We start from the raw sequence: 24,016 nt of genomic DNA, 5'->3' as shown, positions 1-24,016 counted from the left end.
GCCCCACGCCTAGAATGCCCCGGGTGAACGCCCCCCTGCCCGCCCACCGCCGCCCCATCCGTGAACTTCCCGACGAGCTGATCAGCCAGATCGCGGCCGGCGAAGTGGTCGAACGCCCCGCGTCCGTGGTGCGCGAGCTGGTGGACAACGCGCTGGACGCCGGAGCCACGCAGATCACCGTGCGGCTGCAGGCCGGCGGCATCCGGCTCATCAGCGTGGAGGACGACGGCATCGGCATCCTGCGCGAGGAACTGCCCACCGCGCTCAAGCGCCACGCCACCAGCAAGATCGCCAGCCTGAACGACCTCGAAGCCGTGGACACCATGGGTTTCCGCGGCGAGGCACTGGCCGCCATCTGTTCCATCGCCGAGGTCTCGGTGCTGACCCGCACCGACGAAGGGGCCGCCCACGGCTGGCTGCTGGACGGCCGCAGCGGCGAGCTGCAACCCACCGCCCGCGCGCGCGGCACCACGGTCGAAGTGCGCGAGCTGTTCTTCGCCACGCCCGCGCGGCGCAAGTTCCTCAAGTCCGAAAGCACCGAGCTGGCCCACTGCATCGAGGCCGTTCGCCGCCACGCGCTGGCGCGGCCCGAAGTGGGCTTTGCCATCTGGCACGACGGCAAGCTGGTCGCACAGTGGCGCGCCGTGGCGCCCGACCTGGCCGGTGGCGAACATCTGCTGGACGCGCTGCGCCGCCGCCTGGCCGACGTGCTGGGTGAGGAGTTCATCGAAAACGCCGTGGCGGTGAACTGGCCGGCCAGCGATGTGCCGGGCGAAGAAGCTACCGCCGGCGGCCAGCAGCGCCTGCGCGTCTGGGGTTTTGCCGGCGTGCCCGACGCGGCCCGCTCGCGCGCCGACTGGCAGTTCGCCTACGTCAACGGCCGCTTCGTGCGCGACAAGGTCATCACCCACGCCGCCCGCAGCGCGTATGAAGACGTGCTGCACGGCCACCGCCAGCCGGTGTATGCGCTGTACGTGAGCATCGACCCGACGCGCGTGGACGTGAACGTGCACCCGACCAAGATCGAGGTGCGCTTCCGCGACAGCCGCGAGGTGCACCAGGCGGTGCGACACGCGGTGGAAGGGGCGCTGGCCGCGCCTCGCTCGGCGCAGACGCTGCCCGTCACTGGCCCACTTTCAGCGACGCCGACCGAAACGCCCGCTTCCACCTTCCTCGCCCCGGTGCCGCGCCAGCAGCCCCTGCCCTGGCGGCCCGAGGCGCCGCAGGCGGGCCAGCGTGTGAGCGACCTCGAAGCGCTCTGGCGCCCAGCCGAACGGATTGCGGCGCCGCTGGACGCGCCCGACATCCGCCGCGCCGAACCGGTGTTCGCACCTACCCCGGCCACGCAGGAAGCGCCCGCCCCCCTGCCCGATGGCGAATGGCCGCTGGGCCGCGCGGTCGCCCAGCTGCACGGCGTCTACATCCTGGCCGAGAACGCCCAGGGCCTGGTGGTGGTGGACATGCATGCGGCGCACGAGCGCATCGTCTACGAGCGCCTCAAGCAGCAGCTGGACGCGCACCAGATCGCCAGCCAGCCGCAGCTGATCCCGGCCACCTTCGCGGCCACGCCTGAAGAAGTCGCCACCGCCGAAACTGCAGCCGAGGTGCTGGCCCAGCTGGGGCTGGAGATCGTGCCGTTCTCGCCCAGGACCCTGGCCGTGCGCGCCGTGCCCACCACCCTGGCCGCCGGCGACCCGGTGGAGCTCGCCCGCAGCGTGCTCGCCGAACTCAGCCAGCACGACGCCAGCACGGTGGTGCAGCGCGCCCGCAACGAGCTGCTGGCCACCATGGCCTGCCACGGCGCGGTGCGCGCCAACCGCCGCCTGACCCTGGACGAGATGAACGCCCTGCTGCGCCAGATGGAAGTGACCGAGCGCAGCGACCAGTGCAACCACGGCCGGCCCACCTGGCGCCAGCTGGGCATGAAAGACCTGGACGCGCTGTTCCTGCGCGGCCGCTGACACACCGCACCAAACGCGAGCACAACCGAGGGAAAGCCCTCGGTTGTGCGGCTTTCGCTTGCACCATTAGTGGGCCTCACGCCGCATTCATGTGCCTTTTGGATCATGAAATGCGGGTTTTGCATACTCTCATGCACTTTTCTGGAGCATCACACGCATGAAATACGCCTCGGTCCACGACTTTCTTTCCCACGTTGAAGCCCGCAACCCGGGTCAGCCCGAGTTCCTGCAGGCGGTCACCGAGGTGATGGAAAGCCTCTGGCCCTTCATCGCCGCCCACCCCAAGTACGCCGAGCAAGGACTGCTCGACCGCCTGGTCGAGCCCGAGCGCGTGGTCATGTTCCGCGTCTCCTGGGTGGACGACCACGGCCAGGTGCAGGTCAACCGCGGCTACCGCATCCAGCACAGCATGGCGATCGGCCCCTACAAGGGCGGCATCCGCTTCCACCCCTCGGTGACGCTGTCGGTGCTCAAGTTCCTGGCCTTCGAGCAGACCTTCAAGAACGCGCTGACCACCCTTCCCATGGGCGGCGGCAAGGGCGGCTCGGACTTCGACCCCAAGGGCAAGAGCCCGGCCGAAGTCATGCGCTTCTGCCAGGCCTTCGTGATGGAGCTGTTCCGCCATGTGGGCCCGGACACCGACGTGCCGGCCGGCGACATCGGCGTGGGCGGCCGCGAGGTCGGCTACATGGCCGGCATGTACAAGAAGCTGGCCAACAGCGCGGCCAGCGTGTTCACCGGCAAGGGCCTGTCCTTCGGCGGCTCACTGGTCCGCCCCGAGGCCACCGGCTACGGCACGGTGTATTTCGCGGAAGAGATGCTCAAGACCCGCGGCAAGTCCTTCCAGGGCATGCGCGTCTCGGTGTCCGGCTCGGGCAACGTGGCGCAGTACGCCGTCGAGAAGGCCATGGCCCTGGGCGCCAAGGTGGTCACCGTCTCCGACTCCAGTGGCACCATCGTCGACGAAGACGGCTTCTCGCCCGAGAAGCTGGCCATCCTGATGGACGTGAAAAACCACCACTACGGCCGTGTGAGCGACTACGCAGAGCGCACCGGCGTGAAGTTCGAGGCCGGCAAACGCCCCTGGCACGTGCCGGTGGACGTGGCCCTGCCCTGCGCCACGCAGAACGAGCTGGACGAAGCCGATGCACGCACCCTGATCGCCAATGGTGTGCTCTGCGTGGCCGAAGGCGCCAACATGCCCTCCACCATCGAGGCCGCCAAGGCATTCGAAGCGGCCGGCGTGCTGTACGCACCGGGCAAGGCGTCGAACGCCGGCGGCGTGGCCACCTCGGGCCTGGAGATGAGCCAGAACGCCATGCGCCTGTCCTGGACGCGCGAAGAGGTGGACGCCCGCCTGCTGCAGATCATGCAGGGCATCCACGCCGCCTGCGTCAAGCACGGCCAGCGCGCCGATGGCAGCGTGAGCTACATCGACGGCGCCAACATCGCCGGCTTCGTCAAGGTGGCCGACGCCATGCTGGCGCAGGGTGTGGTCTGACGCATCAGGTGGTGTAGTCGCCGCTCGCCTCGGGCTGGAACAGGACGGCCGTCACCCGGGCCGAGCGGGGCTCGCCCTGCGGCGTGTGCCAGTGCGCGCGCCCACCGACGCGCAGCCCCAGCAGGCTGGCGCCCACCGGAGACAGCACCGAGATGAAGCCTTGGGCCGGCTCGGCGTCTTCGGGATAACACAGGGTGAGCTTGCGCGGCGCCGTTTCGCCCGCTTCGAGGATTTCGATCTGCGAATACATGGTCACCACGTCGGCAGGCACCTCGGGTGAGGGCACCTGCTCGGCCAGATCAAGCGCGTCGGGCAGACCGGCGGGCATGCGGTGGACGCCCAGCTTGTGCAGGCGGACGAGATCAAGCTCGGTGACGATGCGGTCACCACGGGAAAACAGGGACATGTCGGCTCCAGAAAAGGCCCGTCCCGGCCGAGCAGGCGGGGGAACGGCTATGCGCTCTGGTCGAGGGGCCCGGCGATCGCGCGTGGCGCGGATGAGTGGGAGAGGAAGGGGATCGCCGGGCTCAGGAATGTGCGGCCGTCGCGCCACCACCTGAGGTGTGGACGGGCACGCGCACACCCGGTTCCGTCGCAAGAGGCGACAGAACGCGACACAGGGTCGTCGGGTGGTGGATGCGCAGCATGGGCGGCAATGTAGGCAGGACGGGCGCCCGTGTCAACCGGTGAGTGCCCGGCGGCGACCGGCCGGCGCGCCGGCAGTGAACTTTCCACCGGCCCGGAGGATCGTGTAAGCCCATGAAACGCCTGATCGCCCTCGTCCTGCTCTCGGCCGCCGTGCTGGCCGGTTGCGCCACCCTCGACGAACGCCAGCGCGGCTGGATCTTCCAGCCCTCGGACCGCAGCTGGTGGCGCGGCGAAGAGGCGGCACAGGGCATGCAGGACGTGTGGATCGAATTCCAGTCGCAGGAAACCGGCCAGCCGGTGAAGCTGCATGGCCTGTGGAGCGCGCACGAGCGCTTCGCGAGCGACCCCAAGGTCCCCGTGCTGCTCTACCTGCACGGCGCGCGCTTCAACGTGGTCGGCTCGGCGTTCCGCGCGCGGCGCATGCAGGAGCTGGGCTTCTCGGTGCTGGCGGTGGACTACCGGGGCTTCGGCAAGAGCACCAACACCCTGCCCTCGGAAACCATGGCCTACGAGGATGCGCGCGCCGCCTGGGACTGGCTGGCCCGGCAGCACCCCGACCGGCCGCGCTACATCTTCGGCCACTCGCTGGGCGGCGCGATTGCCATCGACCTGGCGGCCCAGGTTCAGGACGAGGCGGGCACCCTGGTCGAGGGCACCTTCACTTCGATTCCCGACGTAGTCAGTTCCTACAAGTGGGGCTGGTTGCCGGTCGGCCCGCTGATCACCCAGCGCTTCGAGACCGTGGAGCGGGTCAAGAGGATCGGCTCGCCGCTGCTGGTGGTGCACGGCAGCGAGGACCGCACCATCGCGCCGGAACTGGGCCGCCAGTTGTTCGAGGCCGCCACGGGCCCGAAACGCTTCGAGCTGGTGGAGGGCGGGTCGCACCACAACACCAACGCGGTGGGGCAGCCGCAGTACCGCACCGCCTTGGCCGAGCTGTTCGGAATGAAGTGATCCCCCCGCGCCGCCTTCGGCGTAGTTCCGGTTGAACATGAGGGCATCTGCTAACCTCAATCGGATGTCCGCTCCCCGTTCCGCCATGTCGCCCGGCCTGATCGTGCTGGTGCTTTCGCTGCTGCTGGGCCTGCAGCCGGTCACCACCGACCTCTACCTGCCCGCCCTGCCCTCGATCACCCAGGGCTTCGGCGCCAGCATGCCGCAGGCGCAGCTGACGCTCACCGCCCTGCTGCTGGCCTTCGGTCTGTCCCAGCTGGTCTGGGGGCCGCTGTCCGACCGCTTCGGCCGCCGCCCGGTCCTGTTGGTCGGAACCGCCCTGTATGTGCTGGCCGCGGTGGGCAGCACGTTTTCAGCGTCGATGGAGCAGCTCATCGTCTGGCGCATCCTGCAGGGCATGGCCATGGGCGCGGGCGTGATGTGTGCGCGCGCCGTGGTGCGCGACCTGTATGCGCCGGTGGATGGCGCTCGGGTGATGTCCAAGGGTCTCACCGGCCTGGGCGTGATCGCCTGCGCAAGCGCGCCGATCGGCGGTCTGCTGGCCGACCTCGCCGGCTGGCGTGTGGCCCTGTTGGCACTGGCGGTGTTCGGCGCCGGCACGCTGGCGCTGCTGGTCTGGCGCTTTGATGAAACCCTGCCCCAGAAGAACCCGCGCGCACTGGAGCCGCTGACCCTGCTGCGCACCTGGGCCGGCATCCTGCGCCATCCGACCTTCTGGGCCTTCACCCTGCTCTCGGCCACCTCCTACGGCGGCCTGTTCACCTTCCTGGCCGCCTCGTCGTTTGTGTTCATTGGCGTGCTGGGCCTGAGCAAGACCGCCTACGGCCTGCTGATGCTGGTGATGTCGCTGTCCTACATCGTGGGCACCTTCATCTGCCGCCGCCTGCTGCAGGGCCTGGGCGTGCGGCTCACCGTCGCCATCGCCGGCGGCTGCACCCTGCTCGCCGGCAGCACCATGGGGCTGCTGGCGCTGGCGGGCATCCAGCACCCGGCCGCCATCCTCGGCCCCTTCGTCCTGTTCATGCTCGGCCACGGCGTGCACCAGCCCTGCGGCCAGAGCGGCGCCGTCGGCCCGTTCCCGCAGGCGGCGGGTGCGGCCTCGGCCATGAGCGGCTGCCTGATGATGCTGACCGCCTTCTTCATGGGCGGCTGGCTCGGCAAAAGCCTGGCCGAAAACCCGGGCAGCGTGCGGCCGCTGACCGACGGCCTGTGGTTCTGGAGCGTGCTGATCGCGCTGACCGCCTGGACCCTGGTGCAGCGCCATGGCGAGGTGAAAACGCCGCCGGTGCGTGTCACCACCGGAGCGAGCGATGCCCGCTGAGCCCGCGCACTGCATTGCGCTCGCCGGCCCCACCGCCAGCGGAAAAAGTGCCGCCGCACTGGCCATCGCCCAGCGCTGGCCGGTCGAAATCATCAGCGTCGATTCGGCCCTGGTCTACCGGGGCATGGACATCGGCACCGCCAAGCCCACCGCGGTCGAGCGCGCCGTTGCGCCACACCACCTGATCGACATCACCGACCCGCTGAACGCCTACAGCGCGGCCGAATTCGTTCGCGACGCGCAGCGGCTGATCGGCGAGATCCGGTCGCGCGGCCGCACGCCGCTGCTCGTGGGCGGCACCATGCTGTATTTCAAGGCGCTGATGCAGGGCCTGGACGACATGCCCCGCGCCGACGCCGATGTGCGCGCGCGCATCGAAGCAGCGGCCGCCGCCCACGGCTGGCCCGTGATGCACGCCGAACTCGCGAAAGTTGACCCGGTCACCGCCGCCCGGCTGGCCCCCAACGACGCGCAGCGCATCCAGCGCGCGCTCGAAGTGTTCGAGGTCTCGGGCCGGCCGATCTCGTCGTTCCAGACCGGCGACCGCCGGACGGCGGACAACCCCGTGCCGGAAGGCGCCTTCCTCAGCCTGGAACCCGCCGACCGCGCCTGGCTGCACGGGCGCATCGCCCAGCGTTTCGACGCCATGCTGGCCGACGGCTTTGTGGACGAGGTGCGGCGCCTGCGAGCGCGCGGTGACCTGCACCCGGACCTGCCCTCGATGCGCTGCGTCGGCTACCGCCAGGCCTGGGAAGCGCTGGACGCCGCTGCCGACGCGCCGCTGAATGCTGCCCAGCAAGCCGAACTGCGCGACCGCGGCATCTTCGCCACGCGCCAGCTCGCCAAGCGCCAGATCACCTGGCTGCGCTCGATGCCGCAGCGGCGCGTGATCGCCTGCGATGCGCCCGATGCGCTGGCGCGGGTGCTGGCGGAGGTCGCGCCCCTGATGGAAGGCCGGTCATGAGTCTGGTGATCCAGGATCTGGGCAAGCGCTACGGCGACACACCCGTGTTCTCCAACGTCTCCCTCACCGTCGCCCCCGGTGAGTTCGTCGCCATCGTCGGCGAGTCGGGCGTGGGCAAGTCCAGCCTGCTCAACTGCATGGCGGCGCTGGACGACTGGCAGGACGGGTCGATCTCCCTCGACGGCACCGACCTCGGGCGGCTCAACGAAACCCAGCGGGCCCACTGGCGTCGCGAGGCGCTGGGATTCGTGTTCCAGGCCTTCCACGTGCTGCCCCACCTGGACGTGGCACAGAACGTCGGCCTGCCCTTGCTGCTGCTCCAGCGGCCCGATCCGGCGCGGGTGGCGCAGGTGCTGGAGGCGGTCGGGCTGGCGGGCCTGGGCGAACGGCTGCCGGCCCAGCTCTCGGGCGGTCAGCTGCAACGCGTGGCGATTGCGCGTGCGCTCGTACACAAGCCCCGCCTGATCCTGGCCGACGAGCCCACCGGCAACCTCGACCCGTCCACCGCGGCGCAGGTGATGGACCTGCTGCAGGCGCAGACGCGGGAGAACGGCGCCTCGCTGATCCTGGTCACCCATTCAGAACACGCCGCGGCGCGCGCGGACCGCACACTGCACCTGACCGCGCAGGGCCTGGCGCCCGGCGTCTAGACCTTCAGGAACAGATCCCGATCCGGCGCAAAGCTCGCGTGCAGCGGCAGCAGCGCCCCGCCGAGCGCACGCGCGTCGGAGCCGATGGTGCCGAGTTCGAGCCGGGGCATCGCGAGCAGACCTTCGGGGTTGTAGGCCTTGAGCGCCTCACCGGTGCGTTGCCAGAGTTCGCGCAGCAGGTCGGGCACCACCACGCCATCGATCACCACCGCCTCCACGTCGAGGAAAGCAGTGCCCGCCACCACGCAGTGCGCCAGCGCCAGCGCCGCACGATCGATCCACTCGCGGGTGTAGGGCAGCCAGTGGCCGGCCAGGGCGCGCGCATCGTAGGCGGCCATCGGGTCCAGCCCGTGTTCGCGGAAGCGCTGCTCCAGGTCCCACAGCGAGGCCTGGCTGATCAGCTGCGGCGGCAGTTCGCGCGGGTTCGCCGACGCGGCCACCTGCAGCGGCAGCGAGGCCACCGCGCCCGCGTTGCCGTTCACCCCGCGGTGCAGGTGCGAATCGATCACCAGCCCGCCGCCGACGAAGGTGTCCATGAAGAGGTACAGGAAGCTGTGCAGGTCGCGCCCGCGCCCCTGCAGCAGCTCGGCCACGCAGGCGGCCGAGGTGTCCTTGGCAAAGCTGACCGGCAGCTCGGTCATGGCCTGCACCTCGGCGGCGAGGTCGAGGTGGGTCCAGGCGTCGGACTGCGCCTCGGTCAGGCCCAGCATGCGGTGCCAGCCGCCCAGCTGGAACGGCGCCGCCACGCCCACGCCGACCACCCGGCTGCGCAGACCGCCCAGGTCGTCGAGCAGGCGGTTGAGGTTCTTCTCGATTTCCGGCAGCAGCGACGCCGCGTCCGGGAACGGATAGGCAATCGACAGGCGCTGGCGCACCCGGCCGAGAAAGTCGACCAGCAGCCAGTCGGCGCTGCGGCGGCCGATCTTGATGCCCACGGCAAACGCGCCGTCGGGGTTCAGGCCCAGCGGCACCGAGGGCTGGCCGACCCGGCCACGCACCGGCGCTTCGCGCACCAGCAGCTGGTCTTCGTCCAGCCGCGCGGTGATCAGGCCGATGGTCTGTGCCGTGAGGCCAGTCAGCCGCGCCAGCTCGGCCTTGGGCATGCTGCCATGCACCCGCAGCGCCTGCAGCACGACGCGGTCGTTGAACTGACGCATGCCAATCTGGTTCGATCCGCGCTGGCGCAGGCGCGGGGCGTCGCCCGCGTCGGCGCCGCTGTCCGGCGCCGACGGATCGGCCTGCCCTGGGGGGTGCTTGTCTTCGCTCACAGCCGCCGAGTGTGACACGCCTCAGGGCCGCAGGGCCTGTCCCAGCACACCCTTGCGCAGCAGGAAGTTGCCCCAGGGCTCCAGCTCGCCGGTGACGACGATGGCGTAGGCCTTCTTCACACGCTCGTAGAACGCGTAGCGCTCCACCGCCTGCACGCGTTCGGGCGGCAGACCGGCCGATGCCAGCAGGGCCACAGCCTCTCGTTGCAGGGCCGACCGGTAGCCTTCCGGCGTGTCACCCACCTGCATGTACGCCACGGGATGGGTCACATCCTCGGCCAGGGGAAACACGCTCACCACCGCCTCCAATGTTCGAATCATGCCGACGCCCGGCAGGCGCAGCACCGGCTTGCCGGCGCCCAGGCTCATGGCGGTGAAGTTGGCATCCGCCAGCACCACCGCGTCGTCGTGCCCCATCTCGGCCAGCAGCTTGAGCAGCTCCGGGCTGAGCAGGGGATCAATTCCTTTGAGCATGGTGCGTCCTCAGGCCAGACATTCCGCGGGCAGCGTCGCGGGATCGCGCGCGCCCGTCATCACCGCCACCGTGTCGCTCATGCTGATCGTCTTGGGGTTGACCACGCAGGCGCGCTTGCCCAGGCGGGCGATGTGGATGCGGTCGGCGATCTCGAACACGTGCGGCATGTTGTGGCTGATCAGGATGACCGGCAGGCCCTTGTCGCGCACGCGGCGGATCAGTTCCAGCACCATGTTGCCTTCCTTCACGCCCAGCGCGGCGGTCGGCTCGTCCAGGATGACCACGTGCTGCGCAAAGGCCGCGGCGCGGGCCACCGCCACGCACTGGCGCTGGCCGCCCGAGAGGGTCTCCACCGCCTGCGTCATCGAGCGGATGCCCACCTTGAGGTCGGCCATGCGCTGCACGGCGATCTCCAGCATCTTCTTCTTGTCGAGCATGCGCAGGGTGCTGCCCAGGAAACCCTCGCGGCGCATCTCGCGGCCCAGGAACAGGTTCTCGGTGATGGTCATGGCGGGGGCCACGGCCAGGTCCTGGTAGCAGCACTCGATGCCGGCGCGGCGCGCGTCGATCGGGGTGTTGAAGTGGATCTTCTGACCGTCCAGGTAGATCTCGCCCTCGTCGGGAATGGTGGCGCCCGAGAGCGCCTTGATCAGGCTGGACTTGCCGGCACCGTTGTCGCCGATCACGGCCAGGATTTCACCGGCGCGCAGCTCGAAGTCGGCACCGTCGAGGGCGGTGACCTGGCCGTAGCGCTTGACCAGGCCCTTGGCCTGCATCACGAGTTTGTGGGAAGTGCTCATTACCGGGCTCCTTTGCGGGAGAGTTGGTCCACAGTCACGGCGATGATCACCAGGATGCCGGTGATCAGCACCTGGTACACCGACGAAACACCCATTAGCGTCAATCCGTTGCGCAGCACACCGACCACGATGGCACCGACCAGCGAGCCGAGGATCATGCCGCGGCCGCCGAACAGGCTGGTGCCGCCCAGCACCACGGCGGTGATGGCGTCCAGGTTCTCGGTCTGGCCGGCGTTGGGGTCGCCGACTTCGGTGCGAGCCACCAGCAGCAGCGAGGCGATGCCGTAGAACACGCCGGCCAGCACATACACCCACAGCAGCACGCGGTCGGTCGGGATGCCGACCAGGCGCGTGGCCTCGGGGCTGTTGCCCACGGCGTAGACATGGCGGCCCGAGGCGGTCTCGCGCAGCCAGAACCAGGCGCCCAGGTACAGCAACACCATCACCACGGTGCCGTAGGCGACCGGCGCGCCGGCGATGTCGAAGGTGCCGCCCAGCGCGGTCATGAAGGGCGGCAGGTCGGAAACGGTCTGCGCACCGGAATACAGCTGGGTGATCGCGAAGGCGATGTTCATCGTGCCCAGGGTCACGATGAAGGGCGGCAGCTTGATGCGCGTGACCAGCAGGCCGTTCATGAGGCCGAAAGCAGCCGTCACGCCGATGCCACAGAGGATGGCCAGCGGCGCGGGCACGCCCAGCTCGACCGCGAACTTGGTCATCACGATGCTGCCCAGGGCCATCACCATGCCGCACGAGAGGTCGATGCCGGCGGTCAGGATGACCAGGGTCTGGCCGATGGCGATCACGCCCACCACCATGACCTGCTGGAGGATCAGCGCGAAGTTCGCGCCGGTGAAGAAGTTGTCGGTCGTCATGCCGAAGATGGCACAGGCGATCGCGAGGGCAATGAAAGGCCCCATCTGGCTGATGGGAGGCAGCCGGTCCTTGAAAGAGCTCATGACGAGATCTCCGGTAGAGAGCAAACAGAGAAAAGAAAAGGGCGCCCTTGCTTCGCCGGGACTCCTGGGTCCCGGTTCAAAGGGGCGCCCCCGGCGCCTTGGTGGCGAAGATGAAGACCCGGCGCCGGGCCGCGCCAAGCCGGGTCAGCCCCCCTGGGGGGCAGCGACCCGCGAAGCGGCGGAGCGTGGGGGCTCAGATCACTTTTTGTCGCCCCAGCACAGCTCGGTACCGACCTTCACGTCCTTGCTTTCCACGCCCGGCACAGCCTTGGCGGCGATCAGGGTCACGCCGGTGTCGACGTAGCCGAACGCCTTCTTGCCGCCCTTGGCGTACTCGACGCCCGCGGCCACGCCCATGGCGGCCATCTTCAGCGGGTACTGCTGGCTGGTGGCGGCGATCACGCCCTTGCCCACATCGGCCACACCGGCGCAGCCGCCGTCGACGGACACGATGATCACGTCCTTTTCCTTGCCGGCCTTCTTCAGCGCGTTGTAGGCGCCGGCTGCGGCGGGTTCGTTGATGGTGTAGACCACGTTGATGGCCGGGTCCTTCTGCAGGCAGTTTTCCATCGCGGTCTGGCCCTTGGCCTGGTTGCCGTCGGTGTCAGCGGCGCAGACGGTCTCCGGTGTGGACGACAGTTCGTTGGACTTGGCGTCGTTGGCCTTCAGGCCGAAACCGGTCATGAAGCCGTTGTGGCGCTGGGCACCGACGGGGTGGCCGGGGAACAGGTCGAGCATGGCGATCTTGGCGGGCTTGCCACCCAGCGCGGCCTTGGCGTACTGGCCGATCAGGATGCCGGCCTTGTAGTTGTCGGTGGCGAACAGGGCGTCGGCGCCGTCAAACGGGCTGTCCAGCGCGATCACCTGCACGCCCTTGGCCTGGGCCTTCTTGACAGCGGGAATGATGGCGTCGCCGCTGGCCGTGATCAGAATGGTCTTGGCACCGGCGGTGACCATGTTCTCGATGGCGGTGATCTGGGCGGCGGTGTCGCCATCCTTCTTGCCGGCGGCGGTCATCAGCTTGGCACCCAGCTTCTTGGCTTCCGCCTGCGCACCTTCCTTCATCTTCACGAAGAAGGGGTTGGTTTCGGTCTTGGTGATCAGGCCGATCACGGGCTCGGCGGCGAAGGTGGAACCAGCGGCCAGGGCCAGGGCGGTGAAGGCGAAAGCGACTTTTTTCACAGATGTCTCCTGAGGAGGATGGATGGGATCAGACGTTGTTGAACCAGGTTTTCTCAGCCGCCGGACCTTCGGGTTAGCCCGAGTCCGGCTGCGGAGTGACTGAACTATAGTTGCTGGGCGTTAAATAAATCAATTGGATTTAGTTATGGTTTTCCCTACTTCCGACCAAATGCAGCCCAACACCCCGATCACCGTCGCCACCGCCGGCGAGGCCCTGATGGACATGATCCAGGAGGCCGACGGCCGGCTGCGCCCTTGCGACGGTGGCGCGGTCTACAACCTCACCCGCGCGCTCGGCCTGCAGGGCGTGGGCACGCTCTACCTGAACCCGCTCTCGCAGGACCGCTTCGGCCGCGGCCTGGCCCACGCCATCGCGCGGGCCCGCGTGACGCTGGCCCACCCCGAGCCGGCGCACGAGCCCACCTCGCTGGCCGTCGTCAGCCTGGACGAGGCCGGCAAGGCCAGCTACAGCTTCTACCGCGAGGGCGTGGCCGACCGCCGCGTCGACGCCGCCACCATGAATGCGCAGTGCGCGGCGCAGCCGGCGCTGAAGATGGTGGTCACCGGCTGCCTGGCCCTGGTGGCCGACGACACGCACAAGTACCTGCCCTGGCTGCAGGCGCAGCGGGCGGCCGGCAGGCTGGTCGTGGTGGACGCCAACCTGCGCCCGGCCATCGTGCCGGACATGGCGGCCTACCGGGCCAGCGTGATGGCGGCGCTGGGCGAGGCCGACATCGTCAAGGTGAGCGACGACGACCTGGGCATCCTCGGCTTCATCCACCCCAACCCGCTGGTCGCCGCGCGCGAGCTGCTCGCGAAAACACCTGCGCGCTGGCTGGCCTTGACGCTGGGCGCCAAGGGCGCGGTCATCCTGGCGCGCGACGGCGGGGCCTGGCAGGCGGCCGAATCACAGCCCGTGCAGGTGGCCGACACCGTGGGCGCGGGCGACAGCTTCCTGGCCGGCATGCTGGTCGCGCTGCTGGACCGCCCCGCCATGCGCGCCGCGAAGACCGCCGCCGAGCTGACGCTGACTGCCGACGATGTGGAAGACCTGCTGGCCAACGCCGTCGCCTGCGCCAGCCTGTGCGTGATGGAAACCGGCTGCGTGCCGCCGACGCGGGAACAGGTCTTGCAGCGCCTGGCCCAGGGCCGACCACACTTCAAGGTCCTGGCCTGACCGGCTCGCGGCCATGCGCGCAGCCCTTGCAGGGGCTGCTGCAAAAAAGAACCCTGCATGTAACTTAATTACCATAAACTCCACCCATCAAAGGTAACCCGGTAAAGCCATGGCCACTTCCCCGTCCCCCTCCTCCGCCCCGCTGGACCTCGTCATCTTCGGTGGCGTGGGCGACCTCTCGGTGCGCAAGCTGCTGCCCGCGCTGTACATGGCGCACCTGCACAACAACCTGCCGGCCGCCACCCGCATCCACGCCCTGGGCCGCCAGACCTGGGACCGCGCCGGCTTCCTCGCCTTCATCGGCGAGAAGGTGCCCGGCTTCATCGAGGCCAAACACTTCGACGACGGCGTCTGGGCCGGCTTCCTCGACCGTCTGCAGTTCACCAGCGTCGACGCCACCAGGGCCGAAGACTTCGCCGCGCTGGCCGCGGCCATGCAGCCGGGGTCCGACCGCGTGTACTACCTGGCCACCGCGCCGTCCCTGTTCGTGGGCATCTGCGCCCACCTGCACGGCGCCGGCCTGATCGACGAGCGCGCACGCGTGGTGCTGGAAAAGCCCCTGGGCCACGACCTGGCCTCGGCGCGCCAGATCAACGACGACGTGGGCCGCTACTTCCAGGAACAGCAGATCTTCCGCATCGACCACTACCTGGGCAAGGAAACGGTGCAGAACCTGATGGTGCTGCGCTTTGGCAACAGCATCTTCGAACCGCTCTGGCGCAGCCCCTACATCAAGAGCGTGCAGATTACCGTGGCCGAGAGCGTGGGCGTGGGCAGCCGCGCCGGTTTTTACGACGGCACCGGCGCCATGCGCGACATGATCCAGAACCACCTGCTGCAGCTGCTGTGCATCGTGGCCATGGAGCCGCCGGTCTCGCTAGACCCCGACGCGGTGCGCGACGAGAAGCTCAAGGTGCTGCGCTCGCTGCGCCCGATGACCGTGGCCGATGTGGCCAAGGACACGGTGCGCGGCCAGTACACCGCCGGCGCCTCCAACGGCGAGGCCGCGGTGGGCTACCTGCAGGAAGCCAACATCCCCGAAGGCAGCACCACCGAAACCTTCGTCGCGCTCAAGGCCCACATCAACAACTGGCGCTGGGCCAACGTCCCGATCTTCCTGCGCACCGGCAAGCGCATGGCCGCACGCCAGTCGGAGATCGTGATCGAGTTCGCCGACCTGCCCTTCACCATCTTCAGCGACTCGGCCCACCGGTCGGTCAACCGCCTGATGATCCGCCTGCAGCCGGAGGAACACATCCAGCTGCAGATGATGGCCAAGGAGCCCGGCAGCGGCATGAAGCTGCGCCCGGTGAGCCTGAACCTGGACCTCGAGTCGGCCTTCACCGAGCGCCGCGCCGAGGCCTACGAACGCCTGCTGATCGACGTCACCAAGGGCCGCCTGACGCACTTCATGCGCCGCGACGAACTGGAAGCCGCCTGGGCCTGGGTCGAACCCATCATCGACGGCTGGCAGCAGCTGGGCGAGAAACCCAAGGCCTACACCGCCGGCAGCTGGGGCCCGGCCGCCTCGTCGGCGCTGATGGCGCGCGAGGGTTCGGCCTGGGTGGAGGAGGCCTGATGGCCGTGACCGAACACCCTGGCGCGACGCCGGCCGCCATCGCGGCCCACATCGCCGACGCGCTGCGCACCGCCATCGCCGCGCGCGGCCAGGCCAGCCTCGCGGTCTCGGGCGGCAAGTCGCCGATCCCCATGTTCGAAGCCCTGCGCGAGCAGGACCTGGACTGGGCCAAGGTCACCGTGGTGCTGGTGGACGAGCGCATCGTTCCGCGCGACCACGAGGCCAGCAACACCGCGCTCGTGGCTAAGTACCTGCTGCAGGGCCAAGCCGCCGCGGCCCGCTTCCTGCCGTTCTTCCGCGAACTGGCGCCGCAGTTCAACGCCGCGGTGCTGGACGCGCTGGTCGAGGACGCGACCGCGCGCATCGCCCCCCTGCCCTGGCCGCTGGACCTGGCCGTGCTCGGCATGGGCGAGGACGCGCACACCGCCTCGCTCTTCCCCGGCGCACCCGGCTACGCCCGCGCCATCGCCACCGACGAGCGCCTGGCCTGGGTCGTGCCCGAGCAGGCCCCCATTCCCGCGCCGCACGCACGCCTCACGTTCACGCTGCACGCCCTGCTGGCATCGCGGGAACTGTTGCTCTCCATCGCCGGCGCGTCCAAGCTCGCCGTGTATGACCGCGCCTCGCAAAAGGCCGACGGGGCCCTGCCCGTCTCGCTGATCCTGAACCAAACACAGACGCCCGTGAGCGTCTGGAAGGGATGACCACCATGAACGCCCCCCTGCACACCACCCTCGCCCGCGTCACCCAGCGCATCATCGACCGCTCGTCCGACCTGCGCGGCCAGTACCTGCACACGGTCGAGACCTCGGCCAAGGCCGGCACCCAGCGCGCCGGCATGGGCTGCGCCAACATGGCCCACACCACGGCCGCCCTGCCTGCCAGCGACAAGCTCAAGATCCACGCCGAGAAGGCGCCGCACCTGGGTGTGGTCACCGCCTACAACGACATGCTCTCGGCCCACCAGCCGTATGAGCACTACCCCGAGCTGCTGCGCGCGCACGCCCGCTCGCTCGGCTTCTCGGCCCAGGTGGCCGGCGGCGTGCCCGCCATGTGCGACGGCGTCACGCAGGGCGCGGCCGGCATGGAGCTCTCGCTGTTCTCGCGCGACGTGATCGCGCTCTCCACCGCCGTCGCGCTCTCGCACAACGTGTTCGATGCCGCGCTGATGCTCGGCGTCTGCGACAAGATCGTGCCCGGCCTGTTCATGGGTGCGCTGCAGTTCGGCCACCTGTCCACCGTGTTCGTGCCCGCCGGCCCCATGACCAGCGGCCTGTCCAACGACGCCAAGGCCAAGGTGCGCCAGCAGTACGCGCAGGGTCTGGTCGGCCGCGACGCGCTGCTGGAGAGCGAGGCCGCCGCCTACCACTCGCCCGGCACCTGCACCTTCTACGGCACCGCCAACAGCAACCAGATGCTGATGGAAATCATGGGCCTGCACCTGCCGGGGTCGTCCTTCGTCAACCCGGGCACGGAACTGCGCGAGGCTCTGACCAAGGCCGCCGTGGACCGCGCCTTCGCCAACACCGGCCGCACCGGCGCGCCGCGCATCCGCCTGGCGGACATCGTGACCGAGAAAACCATCGTCAACGGCATCGTCGGCCTGCTGGCCACGGGCGGTTCGACCAACCACACCATCCACCTGATCGCGATGGCGCGCGCCGCCGGCATCCTGATCGACTGGGACGACTTCGCCGAACTCTCGGGCGTGATACCGCTGCTGGCCCGCGTCTACCCCAACGGCAAGGCCGACGTGAACCACTTCCACGCCGCAGGCGGCATGGGCTTCCTGATGCAGGAGCTGCTGGCCCACGGGCTGCTGCACAGCGACGTGAAGACCGTCATGGGCGACGGCCTGGCCGCGTACACGCAAGAACCCTGGCTGAACGATGGCACGCTGGCCTGGCGCCCGGTGCCCTCGGCCAGCGCCGACACCGCCGTGCTGCGCCCGGTCAGCGAGCCCTTCAGCGCCGACGGCGGCCTGCGCCTGCTGCAGGGCAACCTGGGCCGTAGCGTGGTCAAGGTCTCGGCCGTGGCACCCGAACACCGCGTGGTGCGCGCCCCCGCCGTGGTGGTAAGCGACCAGCAGGACCTGCTGGCCCTGTTCAACGCCGGCAAGCTGGAGAAGGACCTGATCGCCGTGGTGCGCTACCAGGGCCCGCGTGCCAACGGCATGCCCGAGCTGCACAAGCTCACGCCGCCGCTGGCCGTGCTGCAGGACAAGGGCTTCAAGGTCGCCCTCGTCACCGACGGCCGCATGAGCGGCGCGTCCGGCAAGGTACCGGCCGCCATCCACCTGAGCCCCGAGGCGCTGGCCGATGGCCCCATCGCGCGGGTGCAGGACGGCGACATGATCACGCTCGACTGCGAGCGCGGCGTGCTGGAGGTCGAGGTCGATGCCGCCACCTTCGCCGCGCGCCCGGTGAACCACCCCGACCTGGGCCACAACGGCCACGGCACCGGCCGCGAACTTTTCGGCCTGTTCCGCCAACACGCTTCCACCCCCGAGAACGGCGCTTCGCCGCTGTTCGGCTGAACTTGGACACACCATGACCAACTGCTTCACCCGCCCCGCCTTCACCTCCCGCGTCGTCCCCGTCATCGTGCTGCAGGACCCGGCGCACGCCGTGCCGCTGGCACACGCCCTGCTCGAAGGCGGTATCGACGTGATGGAGATCACCCTGCGCTCCGACGCCGCGCTGAAGTCCATCGAAGCGGTCGCCAAAGCGGTGCCGCAAATGCACACCGGCGCCGGCACCGTGACCCGCGTGGCCGAAGTGCAGCAGGTGATCGACGCGGGCGCGAGCTTTGCGCTCTCGCCCGGTGCCACCGACGCCCTGGTCAGCGCCGTCAAGGCCGCCAGCCTGCCCTTCATCCCCGGCGTGATGACGCCCGGCGAGGTCATGCACCGCCGCGAACAGGGCTTCACGCTGATGAAGCTCTTCCCCGCGCAGCAGGCCGGCGGCCTGGGCATGCTCAAGGCGCTGGGCGCGCCGATCCCCGACGTGATGTTCTGCCCCACGGGCGGCGTGAGCCCCGAGAATCTGAAGGACTTCCTCAAGCTGCCCAACGTGGCCATGGCCGGCGGCAGCTGGCTGACCCCGGCCGACGCGCTGGCCGCTGGCGACTGGGCGCGCATCACGCGCCTCGCCCGCGAAGCGAGCGCGCTCGCGGCGCAGGTATAAACAGGCGCATCTGAAGGGAAGAGGAACCTCCACCATGACCAGCCCCACCACCCTGCCCGCCTGGCAGACGCTCACCCAGTTCGCCGCCCTGCCGCAACCGCACCTGCGCGAGCGCCTGGCCCAGCCCGGTCGCGAGGCCATGCAGGCCGCCGCCGCCGGCACCGGCATCCGGCTCGACTTCACCCGCCAAGCCTTCGACGGCGCCATTCTGGCGGCCCTGCTGCAGCTGGCCCGCGAAGCCCAGGTCGAAGCCCAGCGCGACGCCATGTTCCGCGGCGACACCATCAACACCAGCGAACAGCGCGCGGTGCTGCACGTGGCCCTGCGCGGCACGCCCGGCGCCACCGGTGACGCGGCGCCCTGGGGCGCCGAGATCCAGCAACTGGTGCAGAACGAACTCGACCGTGTCTGCGCCTTCGCCGACCGCGTGCGCGCCGGCGAGGTCAAGAGCAGCACCGGCGCCGCCTTCACCGACGTGGTGAACATCGGCATCGGCGGCTCGGACCTCGGCCCGCGCATGGCGGCCGATGCACTTGCCCCGCTGTGCAGCGACGGCAAGACCGGCCTGCGGGTGCACTTCGTCAGCAACCCCGACGCCTGGGCGCTGCACAGCACGCTGCGCGGGCTGGACCCGAAGACCACCATGGTCATCGTGGCCAGCAAGACCTTCACCACGCAGGAAACCATGACCAACGCCGCCAGCGCCCGCCGCTGGCTGGAAGACGGCGGCATCACCGGCGCGGCGCAGAGCGCGCACCTGGTCGCCATCACCGCTGCGCCGCAGAAGTCCGGCGCCGCCGGCTACCCGGCCGAACACACCTTCACCTTCTGGGACTGGGTCGGTGGCCGCTACTCCGTCTGGTCCGCACTGGGCATGCCGCTGGCCATGGCCATCGGCTCCAAAGCCTTCCGCGAGTTCCTGGCCGGCGGCCAGGCCATGGACGCGCACTTCCGCTCGGCCCCGCTGGAGCAGAACCTGCCCGTCATCCTGGCCATGAGCGGCGTGTGGAACCGCAACTTCCTCAACTGCCCGACCCAGCTGCTGAGCTGCTACCCCAGCCGCCTGGTGCGCTTCGCGCCCTTCGTGCAGCAGATGGACATGGAAAGCAACGGCAAGCGCACCCGCAAGGATGGTCAGCCCGCCGACACCGGCACCGGCCCCATCCTGTGGGGCGGCCTGGGCATCGACGGGCAGCACGCCTACTTCCAGCTGCTGCACCAGGGCACGCACCGCGTGCCGGTGGAATTCATCGGCGTGGAGACCGAAGACACGCCGCTGCCGCTGGCCGCTGAACACCACCGCGTGGTCAACCTCAACCTGCGTGCGCAGTCGCAGGCCCTGGCTGTGGGCCGCAACGCAGCCGACACGCTCAAGGCCCTGATGGCCGAGGGCCAGACCCTGGAGCAGGCCGAGCCCTTCGTGACCCAGCGCAGCTTTGCCGGCGACGTGCCCAACAGCGTGCTCTGGATCGACCAGCTCAGCCCGCACCGCCTGGGCGCACTGATCGCGCTGTACGAACACAAGGTGTTCGTGCAGGCCGCCGTCTGGGGCATCAACGCCTACGACCAGTGGGGTGTGGAGCTGGGCAAGACGATGGCCAAGGCCATGGAAAAGCAGTAAATGCGCATCGCCCTCGTCGCCCACGACCGCAAGAAGGACGACATGGTGGCCCTGGCCACCGAGTTCGCGCCGCTGCTGCGGCAACACACCCTCATGGCCACCGGCACCACCGGCGGCCGGCTGCAGAACGAGGTGGGCCTGACGGTGGAACGCCTGCTCAGCGGGCCGCTGGGCGGCGACCTGCAGATCGGGGCGCGGCTGTCGGTTGGCGAGATCGACGCGGTGATCTTCCTGCGCGACCCGATGACGGCCCAGCCGCACGAGCCGGACATCAACGCCCTGGTGCGGGCGTGCGACGTGCACAACGTGCCGTGTGCGACGAATGTGGCGACGGCGCGGGTGCTGCTGGGCGGTATGTTGCGCTGACAAGCGGCCGGTACGACACACGTACCTTTGAAACGCGCGCAACGCTCATTTTTGGCGAAGACAGCCTCCTTCGAGAGCTTCAGTACAAACGCATCTCCAGCCGCTTCGGCATCCACCAGCGCCGGCCGCTCAAGGAACATCACCGGCTCGCCGACATGCATCCGGATCACGGCGCACGACGATCCGGCACTGCGGCCGAGAACTCGCCGAGCAGCGTGTGCAGTTCGTCACGGTGCAGGCTCGCCACCCTGGCCAGCAGTCGCTCGCCCTTTGGCAGCAGGTGTATCTCGACCACACGGCCATCCTCCCGACCGGGGCGGCGCGCCAGCCAACCCAGGGCCGCACAGCGATCCACCAGCGCCACGACGCCATGGTGCTGGGCCTGCAAGCGCTCGGCGAGTTCCCCGATCGTGGCCCACGACCGGCCCGGGAAGCCGGCCACGTGCAGCAACAACTGGTACTGCAGCGCCGTGAGCCCATGCGTGCGGCAGGTGAGCTCGCTGGCGCGCAGGAACTGACGAAGCCGGTGCCGGAAGTCCGACAGGCGCTCGAAGTCGCTCTTGTCCAGCGCTCTCGACGAGCTGGCCGGCGGTGTCTTGGGCGGTCTTGAAGGCATGCGCTTTTGTATCATGTCGTGATATTATTGTAAGAATAGTCAAGCGATTTTCACAGTCGGCGCGATGAATCTCTACACCCTGGCGGCCCTGCCGCTTTCCGCAGAGCGCGGCTGGCCCGAACTGCTGCGCACCCGCCCCGCCGGGTGGCGCCTGTTCCTGCAGATCGTGCTGCCCGTCGCGTTGCTGCCACCTGTGGTCCTCTATCTGGCCGGCACGGTCGGCCCTTCCGACATCAGGGATGGCAGCCATCCCTGGGGTGAACTGTCGCTGCTGGTCCTGCTGGCGGAGTTCGCCTCGGTGGCGGTGGCCGGCCAGCTGTTCCGTCACATCGCAGGCGCGTACGCAATGGTTCTCGGGCCGCACGAGGCGCGCCTGCTCGCCGCGCTGGCGCCGCTGCCGCTGTGGGGTTCTGCGGCGGGCTTTGCGCTGCCCGGCATGGCAGCGCCTGCGGCGGTGTTGCTGACCGGTCTCGGGTTGAGCTGCGGCATCGCGTACCACGGGCTCGTGGCCATGTGCCGCCCCCGCGAGGCCTTCGTGGCTGCGGCCGTCGTGCAGGTCGCGGCCGGCGCGGGGCTCGCCGCCTGGGGGTGTCTGGCCGTCGCGCTGACCATGCTGAGCTGACCCACGTCGAATCGATGCAAAAGGCCCTGCACCAGCCCTGCCCTCACGGCTTCGTCAGCCTGACCGGCGTGCGCCGCTGCCTCAGCCGCATCAAGTGCGCGGCGCTCCAGGGCGATGGCTCCGATCAGCGCACCCGTCACACGCCGCCGTTCCCCCGCCAGGCACAACGCATAGCCAGGAGGCGATGCCCATGTCGATGACGATCTCCGGCCATGCGGCGGCCTCAGGATTCGAGGCGCCGCTGGAGGTGCTTTCGGGCTGCCATCGCCGCGTCGAGCGGCAGTGCGCCACGTTGCGGCGACTGGTGGCGCATCTGCTCGACCGCGATCCGGACGAAGACGCACGTGCTGCCGCAGCAGCGGTGATGCGCTGCTTCGATACCGCAACCAGGGACCACCACGCCGACGAGGAGACGGACCTGTTTCCGGCCCTGATCGAGTCGATGGCCGGCTCGGATGCGATCTGCATCCGTGAGCTGATCGATTCGTTGACGCTCGAACATCGAGCGCTGGATTTCCGGTGGCAGCGCCTGCGTGAGGTGCTGCACGCCATCGCGGCGGGCGACTCGGTGAGTTTGGACCCCACGGACGTCGAGCCGTTCATCTGCATGTACGAGCGGCACATCGCGCGTGAGGAGGCCGAACTGCTTCCGATGGCCTCGCGGCTCCTCGGGGACGATGCACTGGCCGAGATCGGCAAGGCGATGCGCCAGCGGCGCGACGGGCCTCATGTTGGGCGTGCTCCGGATGGGTCGAGTGAGCTGGCCACGGGTCTTCATTGCCTTGTCGTTCGAGGACCGATAACATAGATGCATAACAAATGCATCTTAAACACGATACACCGACCTCCCCACCTTCTCCCGACCCCAGGATCCCGCGATGTCGCAACCCCATCTTCACCTGTCACCGTCAGCCATCTCCCCCTTCGACGCCCGAGGCGTCGCCAAGCGCTTTCGCCATGAACCGGCGCGTTGATGATCCGCAAGCCGCGATCCCGGCCTGGGAGCCTTTGTCACCCGAGGTGCTTGCCGACCAGCTGGGCACCTACGACCGCCAGCGCATCGCCTGTGCGCTGGCCCGGTCGCCCCGCGGCGTCACGCTGTTCCGGCATGCCGACGTCGTCGCGGCGGCACACGACCCGCAGACCTTCTCGTCGGCCGTGTCGGCGCGGCGCGCAGTCCCGAACGGCATGGATCCGCCCGAACACGCCCCCTGGCGGGCACTGGTCGACAGCTTCTTCGCCCCTGCGCAGATCGCCGCGCTGGAGCCCCGCGTGCGCGCGATTGCCGATGCCCTCGTGGCAGCGCTGCCGCGCGGCACCGTGGTCGACGCGGTCGCCGAGATCGGCCGACCGTTCGCCGTTCGGGCGCAGACGGCCTGGCTGGGGTGGCAGGGAATCGAGGACGAACTGCTTGCCTGGATGGCCGAGAACCACGCCGCCACGCGCAGCGGCGACACCGCGCGCAGCGCCGCCGTTGCCGCGGCGTTCGACGAGATCATCCGCAGGCAACTGCGCAGGCGCCGCACGCCGGACCAGGCCACCTCCGACGATCCGACCACCGCACTGCTGACCGCAACGCTCGACGGGCAGCCCTTGAGCGAAGCGGACATCGTCTCCATCCTGCGCAACTGGACGGCGGGTGATCTCGCGTCGATGGCGGCGGCCCTGGGTGTCGTCGTCTGGTTCCTCGCCACCCACCAGGACGTGCAGCAGGCGTTGCGGGACCGCCCCCAGGACCTTGCGCTGGCGATCGACGAGATGCTGCGCATCGACGACCCCTTCCTCGTCAACCGGCGCGTGACGACGCGTGCCGTGCGCATCGGGGAACATGAACTCGCCGCCGGCGACCGCGTGTACCTCAACTGGACCTCGGCCAACCGGGACGAGGCCGTCTTCGGCGATCCCGGCGCCTACCGGCCCGAGCAGAACGCGCCACACAACCTCGTCTATGGCACCGGCATCCACGCGTGCCCAGGGCGACCGCTGGCGACGATGGAACTGGTCGTCGCCGTGGAGGCACTGTTGAAGGCCACGGCGCTCATCGATCCCGCGCCCGGTGCCTCGCCCGAGCGCGAGACCTATCCCCTGGGCGGCTGGCGCCGGGTGCCGGTCCGGCTGCGCTGAAGCGCACGTCATCGCGCGTCGCCGGGGCCACCTGACCATGACG

23 protein-coding genes and 1 pseudogene are annotated in these 24,016 nt (G+C 69.4%); 17 read left to right on the top strand and 7 right to left on the bottom strand.

The features are described from left to right. The first annotated feature begins 14 nt into the window (after positions 1 to 14). Together mutL and gdhA are read left to right on the top strand one after the other, a co-directional pair. A complete protein-coding gene (mutL, locus tag HPS01S_RS02650) occupies positions 15 to 1,961 on the top strand; it encodes a DNA mismatch repair endonuclease MutL (protein ID WP_066150728.1) in 1,947 nt (648 codons plus the stop codon). A 157-nt stretch (positions 1,962 to 2,118) separates the two neighbouring features. Beyond that, a complete protein-coding gene (gene gdhA, locus HPS01S_RS02645) occupies positions 2,119 to 3,462 on the top strand; it encodes an NADP-specific glutamate dehydrogenase (RefSeq protein WP_066150724.1) in 1,344 nt (447 codons plus the stop codon). Between the two features lie 4 nt (positions 3,463 to 3,466). Here the strand turns inward: gdhA and HPS01S_RS02640 are convergent, their stop codons facing one another. Continuing rightward, positions 3,467 to 3,868, bottom strand: a complete 402-nt coding sequence (locus tag HPS01S_RS02640; RefSeq protein WP_066150721.1) for a GreA/GreB family elongation factor — start codon at positions 3,866 to 3,868, stop codon at positions 3,467 to 3,469. A gap of 353 nt (positions 3,869 to 4,221) precedes the next feature. Here HPS01S_RS02640 and HPS01S_RS02635 point away from each other — a divergent pair, with 353 nt between their 5' ends. The 4 genes from HPS01S_RS02635 to HPS01S_RS02620 all read left to right on the top strand — a co-directional run bounded on the left by HPS01S_RS02635 (position 4,222) and on the right by HPS01S_RS02620 (position 7,999). Then, positions 4,222 to 5,064 (top strand): alpha/beta hydrolase, encoded by an 843-nt coding sequence (locus tag HPS01S_RS02635; protein ID WP_066150718.1) that lies wholly within the window; start codon positions 4,222 to 4,224, stop codon positions 5,062 to 5,064. A gap of 64 nt (positions 5,065 to 5,128) precedes the next feature. Beyond that, positions 5,129 to 6,385, top strand: coding sequence for a Bcr/CflA family efflux MFS transporter (locus HPS01S_RS02630; protein WP_218016579.1), 1,257 nt, complete (start codon positions 5,129 to 5,131; stop codon positions 6,383 to 6,385). Further along, complete coding sequence (miaA, locus tag HPS01S_RS02625; RefSeq protein ID WP_066150712.1) at positions 6,375 to 7,349, top strand: tRNA (adenosine(37)-N6)-dimethylallyltransferase MiaA; 975 nt, start codon at positions 6,375 to 6,377, stop codon at positions 7,347 to 7,349. The genes HPS01S_RS02630 and miaA overlap by 11 nt, the downstream gene beginning before the upstream one ends. Next, positions 7,346 to 7,999 carry an ABC transporter ATP-binding protein gene (locus tag HPS01S_RS02620; RefSeq protein WP_066150709.1) on the top strand — a complete coding sequence of 218 codons (654 nt, stop codon included), beginning with the start codon at positions 7,346 to 7,348 and terminating at the stop codon, positions 7,997 to 7,999. Before miaA ends, HPS01S_RS02620 begins: the two co-directional genes overlap by 4 nt. On the opposite strand, the gene HPS01S_RS02615 is transcribed toward HPS01S_RS02620, so the two are convergent. The 5 genes from HPS01S_RS02615 to HPS01S_RS02595 form a co-directional block, all read right to left on the bottom strand. Beyond that, entirely contained in the window at positions 7,996 to 9,267 is a 1,272-nt protein-coding gene (locus HPS01S_RS02615) for an ROK family transcriptional regulator (RefSeq protein ID WP_371836588.1), read from the bottom strand. The two genes, HPS01S_RS02620 and HPS01S_RS02615, sit on opposite strands and share 4 nt — an antisense overlap. Positions 9,268 to 9,288: 21 nt before the next feature. Further along, the gene (locus HPS01S_RS02610) at positions 9,289 to 9,741 is read right to left on the bottom strand and encodes an RbsD/FucU family protein (protein ID WP_066150706.1); all 453 of its coding nucleotides are present in this window, start codon (positions 9,739 to 9,741) and stop codon (positions 9,289 to 9,291) included. Positions 9,742 to 9,750: 9 nt separating this feature from the next. Next, complete coding sequence (locus HPS01S_RS02605; RefSeq protein ID WP_066150703.1) at positions 9,751 to 10,542, bottom strand: ATP-binding cassette domain-containing protein; 792 nt, start codon at positions 10,540 to 10,542, stop codon at positions 9,751 to 9,753. Then, positions 10,542 to 11,501: an ABC transporter permease gene (locus tag HPS01S_RS02600; RefSeq protein WP_066150700.1), complete on the bottom strand. Its 960-nt coding sequence runs from the start codon at positions 11,499 to 11,501 to the stop codon at positions 10,542 to 10,544. The genes HPS01S_RS02605 and HPS01S_RS02600 overlap by 1 nt, the downstream gene beginning before the upstream one ends. Positions 11,502 to 11,699: 198 nt before the next feature. Beyond that, a complete protein-coding gene (locus HPS01S_RS02595) occupies positions 11,700 to 12,683 on the bottom strand; it encodes a sugar ABC transporter substrate-binding protein (RefSeq protein ID WP_066150697.1) in 984 nt (327 codons plus the stop codon). A 169-nt stretch (positions 12,684 to 12,852) separates the two neighbouring features. On the opposite strand from HPS01S_RS02595, the gene HPS01S_RS02590 reads away from it, so the two are divergent. The 7 genes from HPS01S_RS02590 (at position 12,853) to HPS01S_RS22005 (ending at position 20,611) form a co-directional block, all read left to right on the top strand. Continuing rightward, complete coding sequence (locus HPS01S_RS02590) at positions 12,853 to 13,860, top strand: PfkB family carbohydrate kinase (RefSeq protein ID WP_255284134.1); 1,008 nt, start codon at positions 12,853 to 12,855, stop codon at positions 13,858 to 13,860. A 109-nt stretch (positions 13,861 to 13,969) separates the two neighbouring features. Next, entirely contained in the window at positions 13,970 to 15,439 is a 1,470-nt protein-coding gene (gene zwf / locus HPS01S_RS02585) for a glucose-6-phosphate dehydrogenase (RefSeq protein ID WP_066150691.1), read from the top strand. After that, positions 15,439 to 16,143, top strand: a complete 705-nt coding sequence (pgl, locus tag HPS01S_RS02580; protein ID WP_066150688.1) for a 6-phosphogluconolactonase — start codon at positions 15,439 to 15,441, stop codon at positions 16,141 to 16,143. The genes zwf and pgl overlap by 1 nt, the downstream gene beginning before the upstream one ends. A gap of 5 nt (positions 16,144 to 16,148) precedes the next feature. Continuing rightward, positions 16,149 to 17,975, top strand: a complete 1,827-nt coding sequence (gene edd / locus HPS01S_RS02575) for a phosphogluconate dehydratase (protein ID WP_066150968.1) — start codon at positions 16,149 to 16,151, stop codon at positions 17,973 to 17,975. Between the two features lie 13 nt (positions 17,976 to 17,988). Beyond that, complete coding sequence (gene eda / locus HPS01S_RS02570; RefSeq protein WP_066150684.1) at positions 17,989 to 18,624, top strand: bifunctional 4-hydroxy-2-oxoglutarate aldolase/2-dehydro-3-deoxy-phosphogluconate aldolase; 636 nt, start codon at positions 17,989 to 17,991, stop codon at positions 18,622 to 18,624. 34 nt (positions 18,625 to 18,658) lie between these two features. Next, positions 18,659 to 20,245 (top strand): glucose-6-phosphate isomerase, encoded by a 1,587-nt coding sequence (gene pgi, locus HPS01S_RS02565; RefSeq protein WP_174545225.1) that lies wholly within the window; start codon positions 18,659 to 18,661, stop codon positions 20,243 to 20,245. After that, on the top strand, positions 20,246 to 20,611 hold the full coding sequence (locus HPS01S_RS22005; protein WP_066150681.1) for a methylglyoxal synthase: 366 nt from the start codon (positions 20,246 to 20,248) through the stop codon (positions 20,609 to 20,611). It abuts the gene before it with no gap. Positions 20,612 to 20,777: 166 nt separating this feature from the next. Here HPS01S_RS22005 and HPS01S_RS02555 read toward each other — a convergent pair whose 3' ends face one another. Further along, positions 20,778 to 21,227: a MarR family winged helix-turn-helix transcriptional regulator gene (locus tag HPS01S_RS02555; RefSeq protein ID WP_066150679.1), complete on the bottom strand. Its 450-nt coding sequence runs from the start codon at positions 21,225 to 21,227 to the stop codon at positions 20,778 to 20,780. 64 nt (positions 21,228 to 21,291) lie between these two features. Here HPS01S_RS02555 and HPS01S_RS02550 point away from each other — a divergent pair, with 64 nt between their 5' ends. The 4 genes and pseudogenes from HPS01S_RS02550 to HPS01S_RS22400 all read left to right on the top strand — a co-directional run bounded on the left by HPS01S_RS02550 (position 21,292) and on the right by HPS01S_RS22400 (position 23,973). After that, positions 21,292 to 21,849 carry a hypothetical protein gene (locus tag HPS01S_RS02550; protein WP_066150677.1) on the top strand — a complete coding sequence of 186 codons (558 nt, stop codon included), beginning with the start codon at positions 21,292 to 21,294 and terminating at the stop codon, positions 21,847 to 21,849. A gap of 190 nt (positions 21,850 to 22,039) precedes the next feature. Further along, complete coding sequence (locus tag HPS01S_RS02545; protein WP_306292798.1) at positions 22,040 to 22,657, top strand: hemerythrin domain-containing protein; 618 nt, start codon at positions 22,040 to 22,042, stop codon at positions 22,655 to 22,657. 70 nt (positions 22,658 to 22,727) lie between these two features. Continuing rightward, positions 22,728 to 22,808 (top strand): annotated as a pseudogene (locus HPS01S_RS22480) (DUF2249 domain-containing protein); the annotation flags it as partial. Further along, positions 22,807 to 23,973 (top strand): cytochrome P450, encoded by a 1,167-nt coding sequence (locus HPS01S_RS22400; RefSeq protein WP_084396963.1) that lies wholly within the window; start codon positions 22,807 to 22,809, stop codon positions 23,971 to 23,973. The pseudogene HPS01S_RS22480 and the gene HPS01S_RS22400, both read left to right, overlap by 2 nt. Positions 23,974 to 24,016: the final 43 nt, after the last annotated feature.

The organism is Hydrogenophaga pseudoflava NBRC 102511 (assembly GCF_001592285.1).
GTDB classification, from domain to species: domain Bacteria; phylum Pseudomonadota; class Gammaproteobacteria; order Burkholderiales; family Burkholderiaceae_C; genus Hydrogenophaga; species Hydrogenophaga pseudoflava.
Note: the sequence above shows the minus strand (reverse complement) of the source record. Positions and strands in the feature narration are given on the sequence as shown.

Coding starts and splice junctions, on each gene's coding strand:
- mutL (WP_066150728.1), top strand. CDS start 15: ATGCCCCGGGTGAACGCCCCCCTGCCCGCCCACCGCCGCCCCATCCGT.
- gdhA (WP_066150724.1), top strand. CDS start 2,119: ATGAAATACGCCTCGGTCCACGACTTTCTTTCCCACGTTGAAGCCCGC.
- HPS01S_RS02640 (WP_066150721.1), bottom strand. CDS start 3,868: ATGTCCCTGTTTTCCCGTGGTGACCGCATCGTCACCGAGCTTGATCTC.
- HPS01S_RS02635 (WP_066150718.1), top strand. CDS start 4,222: ATGAAACGCCTGATCGCCCTCGTCCTGCTCTCGGCCGCCGTGCTGGCC.
- HPS01S_RS02630 (WP_218016579.1), top strand. CDS start 5,129: ATGTCCGCTCCCCGTTCCGCCATGTCGCCCGGCCTGATCGTGCTGGTG.
- miaA (WP_066150712.1), top strand. CDS start 6,375: ATGCCCGCTGAGCCCGCGCACTGCATTGCGCTCGCCGGCCCCACCGCC.
- HPS01S_RS02620 (WP_066150709.1), top strand. CDS start 7,346: ATGAGTCTGGTGATCCAGGATCTGGGCAAGCGCTACGGCGACACACCC.
- HPS01S_RS02610 (WP_066150706.1), bottom strand. CDS start 9,741: ATGCTCAAAGGAATTGATCCCCTGCTCAGCCCGGAGCTGCTCAAGCTG.
- HPS01S_RS02605 (WP_066150703.1), bottom strand. CDS start 10,542: ATGAGCACTTCCCACAAACTCGTGATGCAGGCCAAGGGCCTGGTCAAG.
- HPS01S_RS02600 (WP_066150700.1), bottom strand. CDS start 11,501: ATGAGCTCTTTCAAGGACCGGCTGCCTCCCATCAGCCAGATGGGGCCT.
- HPS01S_RS02590 (WP_255284134.1), top strand. CDS start 12,853: ATGCAGCCCAACACCCCGATCACCGTCGCCACCGCCGGCGAGGCCCTG.
- zwf (WP_066150691.1), top strand. CDS start 13,970: ATGGCCACTTCCCCGTCCCCCTCCTCCGCCCCGCTGGACCTCGTCATC.
- pgl (WP_066150688.1), top strand. CDS start 15,439: ATGGCCGTGACCGAACACCCTGGCGCGACGCCGGCCGCCATCGCGGCC.
- edd (WP_066150968.1), top strand. CDS start 16,149: ATGAACGCCCCCCTGCACACCACCCTCGCCCGCGTCACCCAGCGCATC.
- eda (WP_066150684.1), top strand. CDS start 17,989: ATGACCAACTGCTTCACCCGCCCCGCCTTCACCTCCCGCGTCGTCCCC.
- pgi (WP_174545225.1), top strand. CDS start 18,659: ATGACCAGCCCCACCACCCTGCCCGCCTGGCAGACGCTCACCCAGTTC.
- HPS01S_RS22005 (WP_066150681.1), top strand. CDS start 20,246: ATGCGCATCGCCCTCGTCGCCCACGACCGCAAGAAGGACGACATGGTG.
- HPS01S_RS02555 (WP_066150679.1), bottom strand. CDS start 21,227: ATGCCTTCAAGACCGCCCAAGACACCGCCGGCCAGCTCGTCGAGAGCG.
- HPS01S_RS02550 (WP_066150677.1), top strand. CDS start 21,292: ATGAATCTCTACACCCTGGCGGCCCTGCCGCTTTCCGCAGAGCGCGGC.
- HPS01S_RS02545 (WP_306292798.1), top strand. CDS start 22,040: ATGTCGATGACGATCTCCGGCCATGCGGCGGCCTCAGGATTCGAGGCG.
- HPS01S_RS22400 (WP_084396963.1), top strand. CDS start 22,807: ATGAACCGGCGCGTTGATGATCCGCAAGCCGCGATCCCGGCCTGGGAG.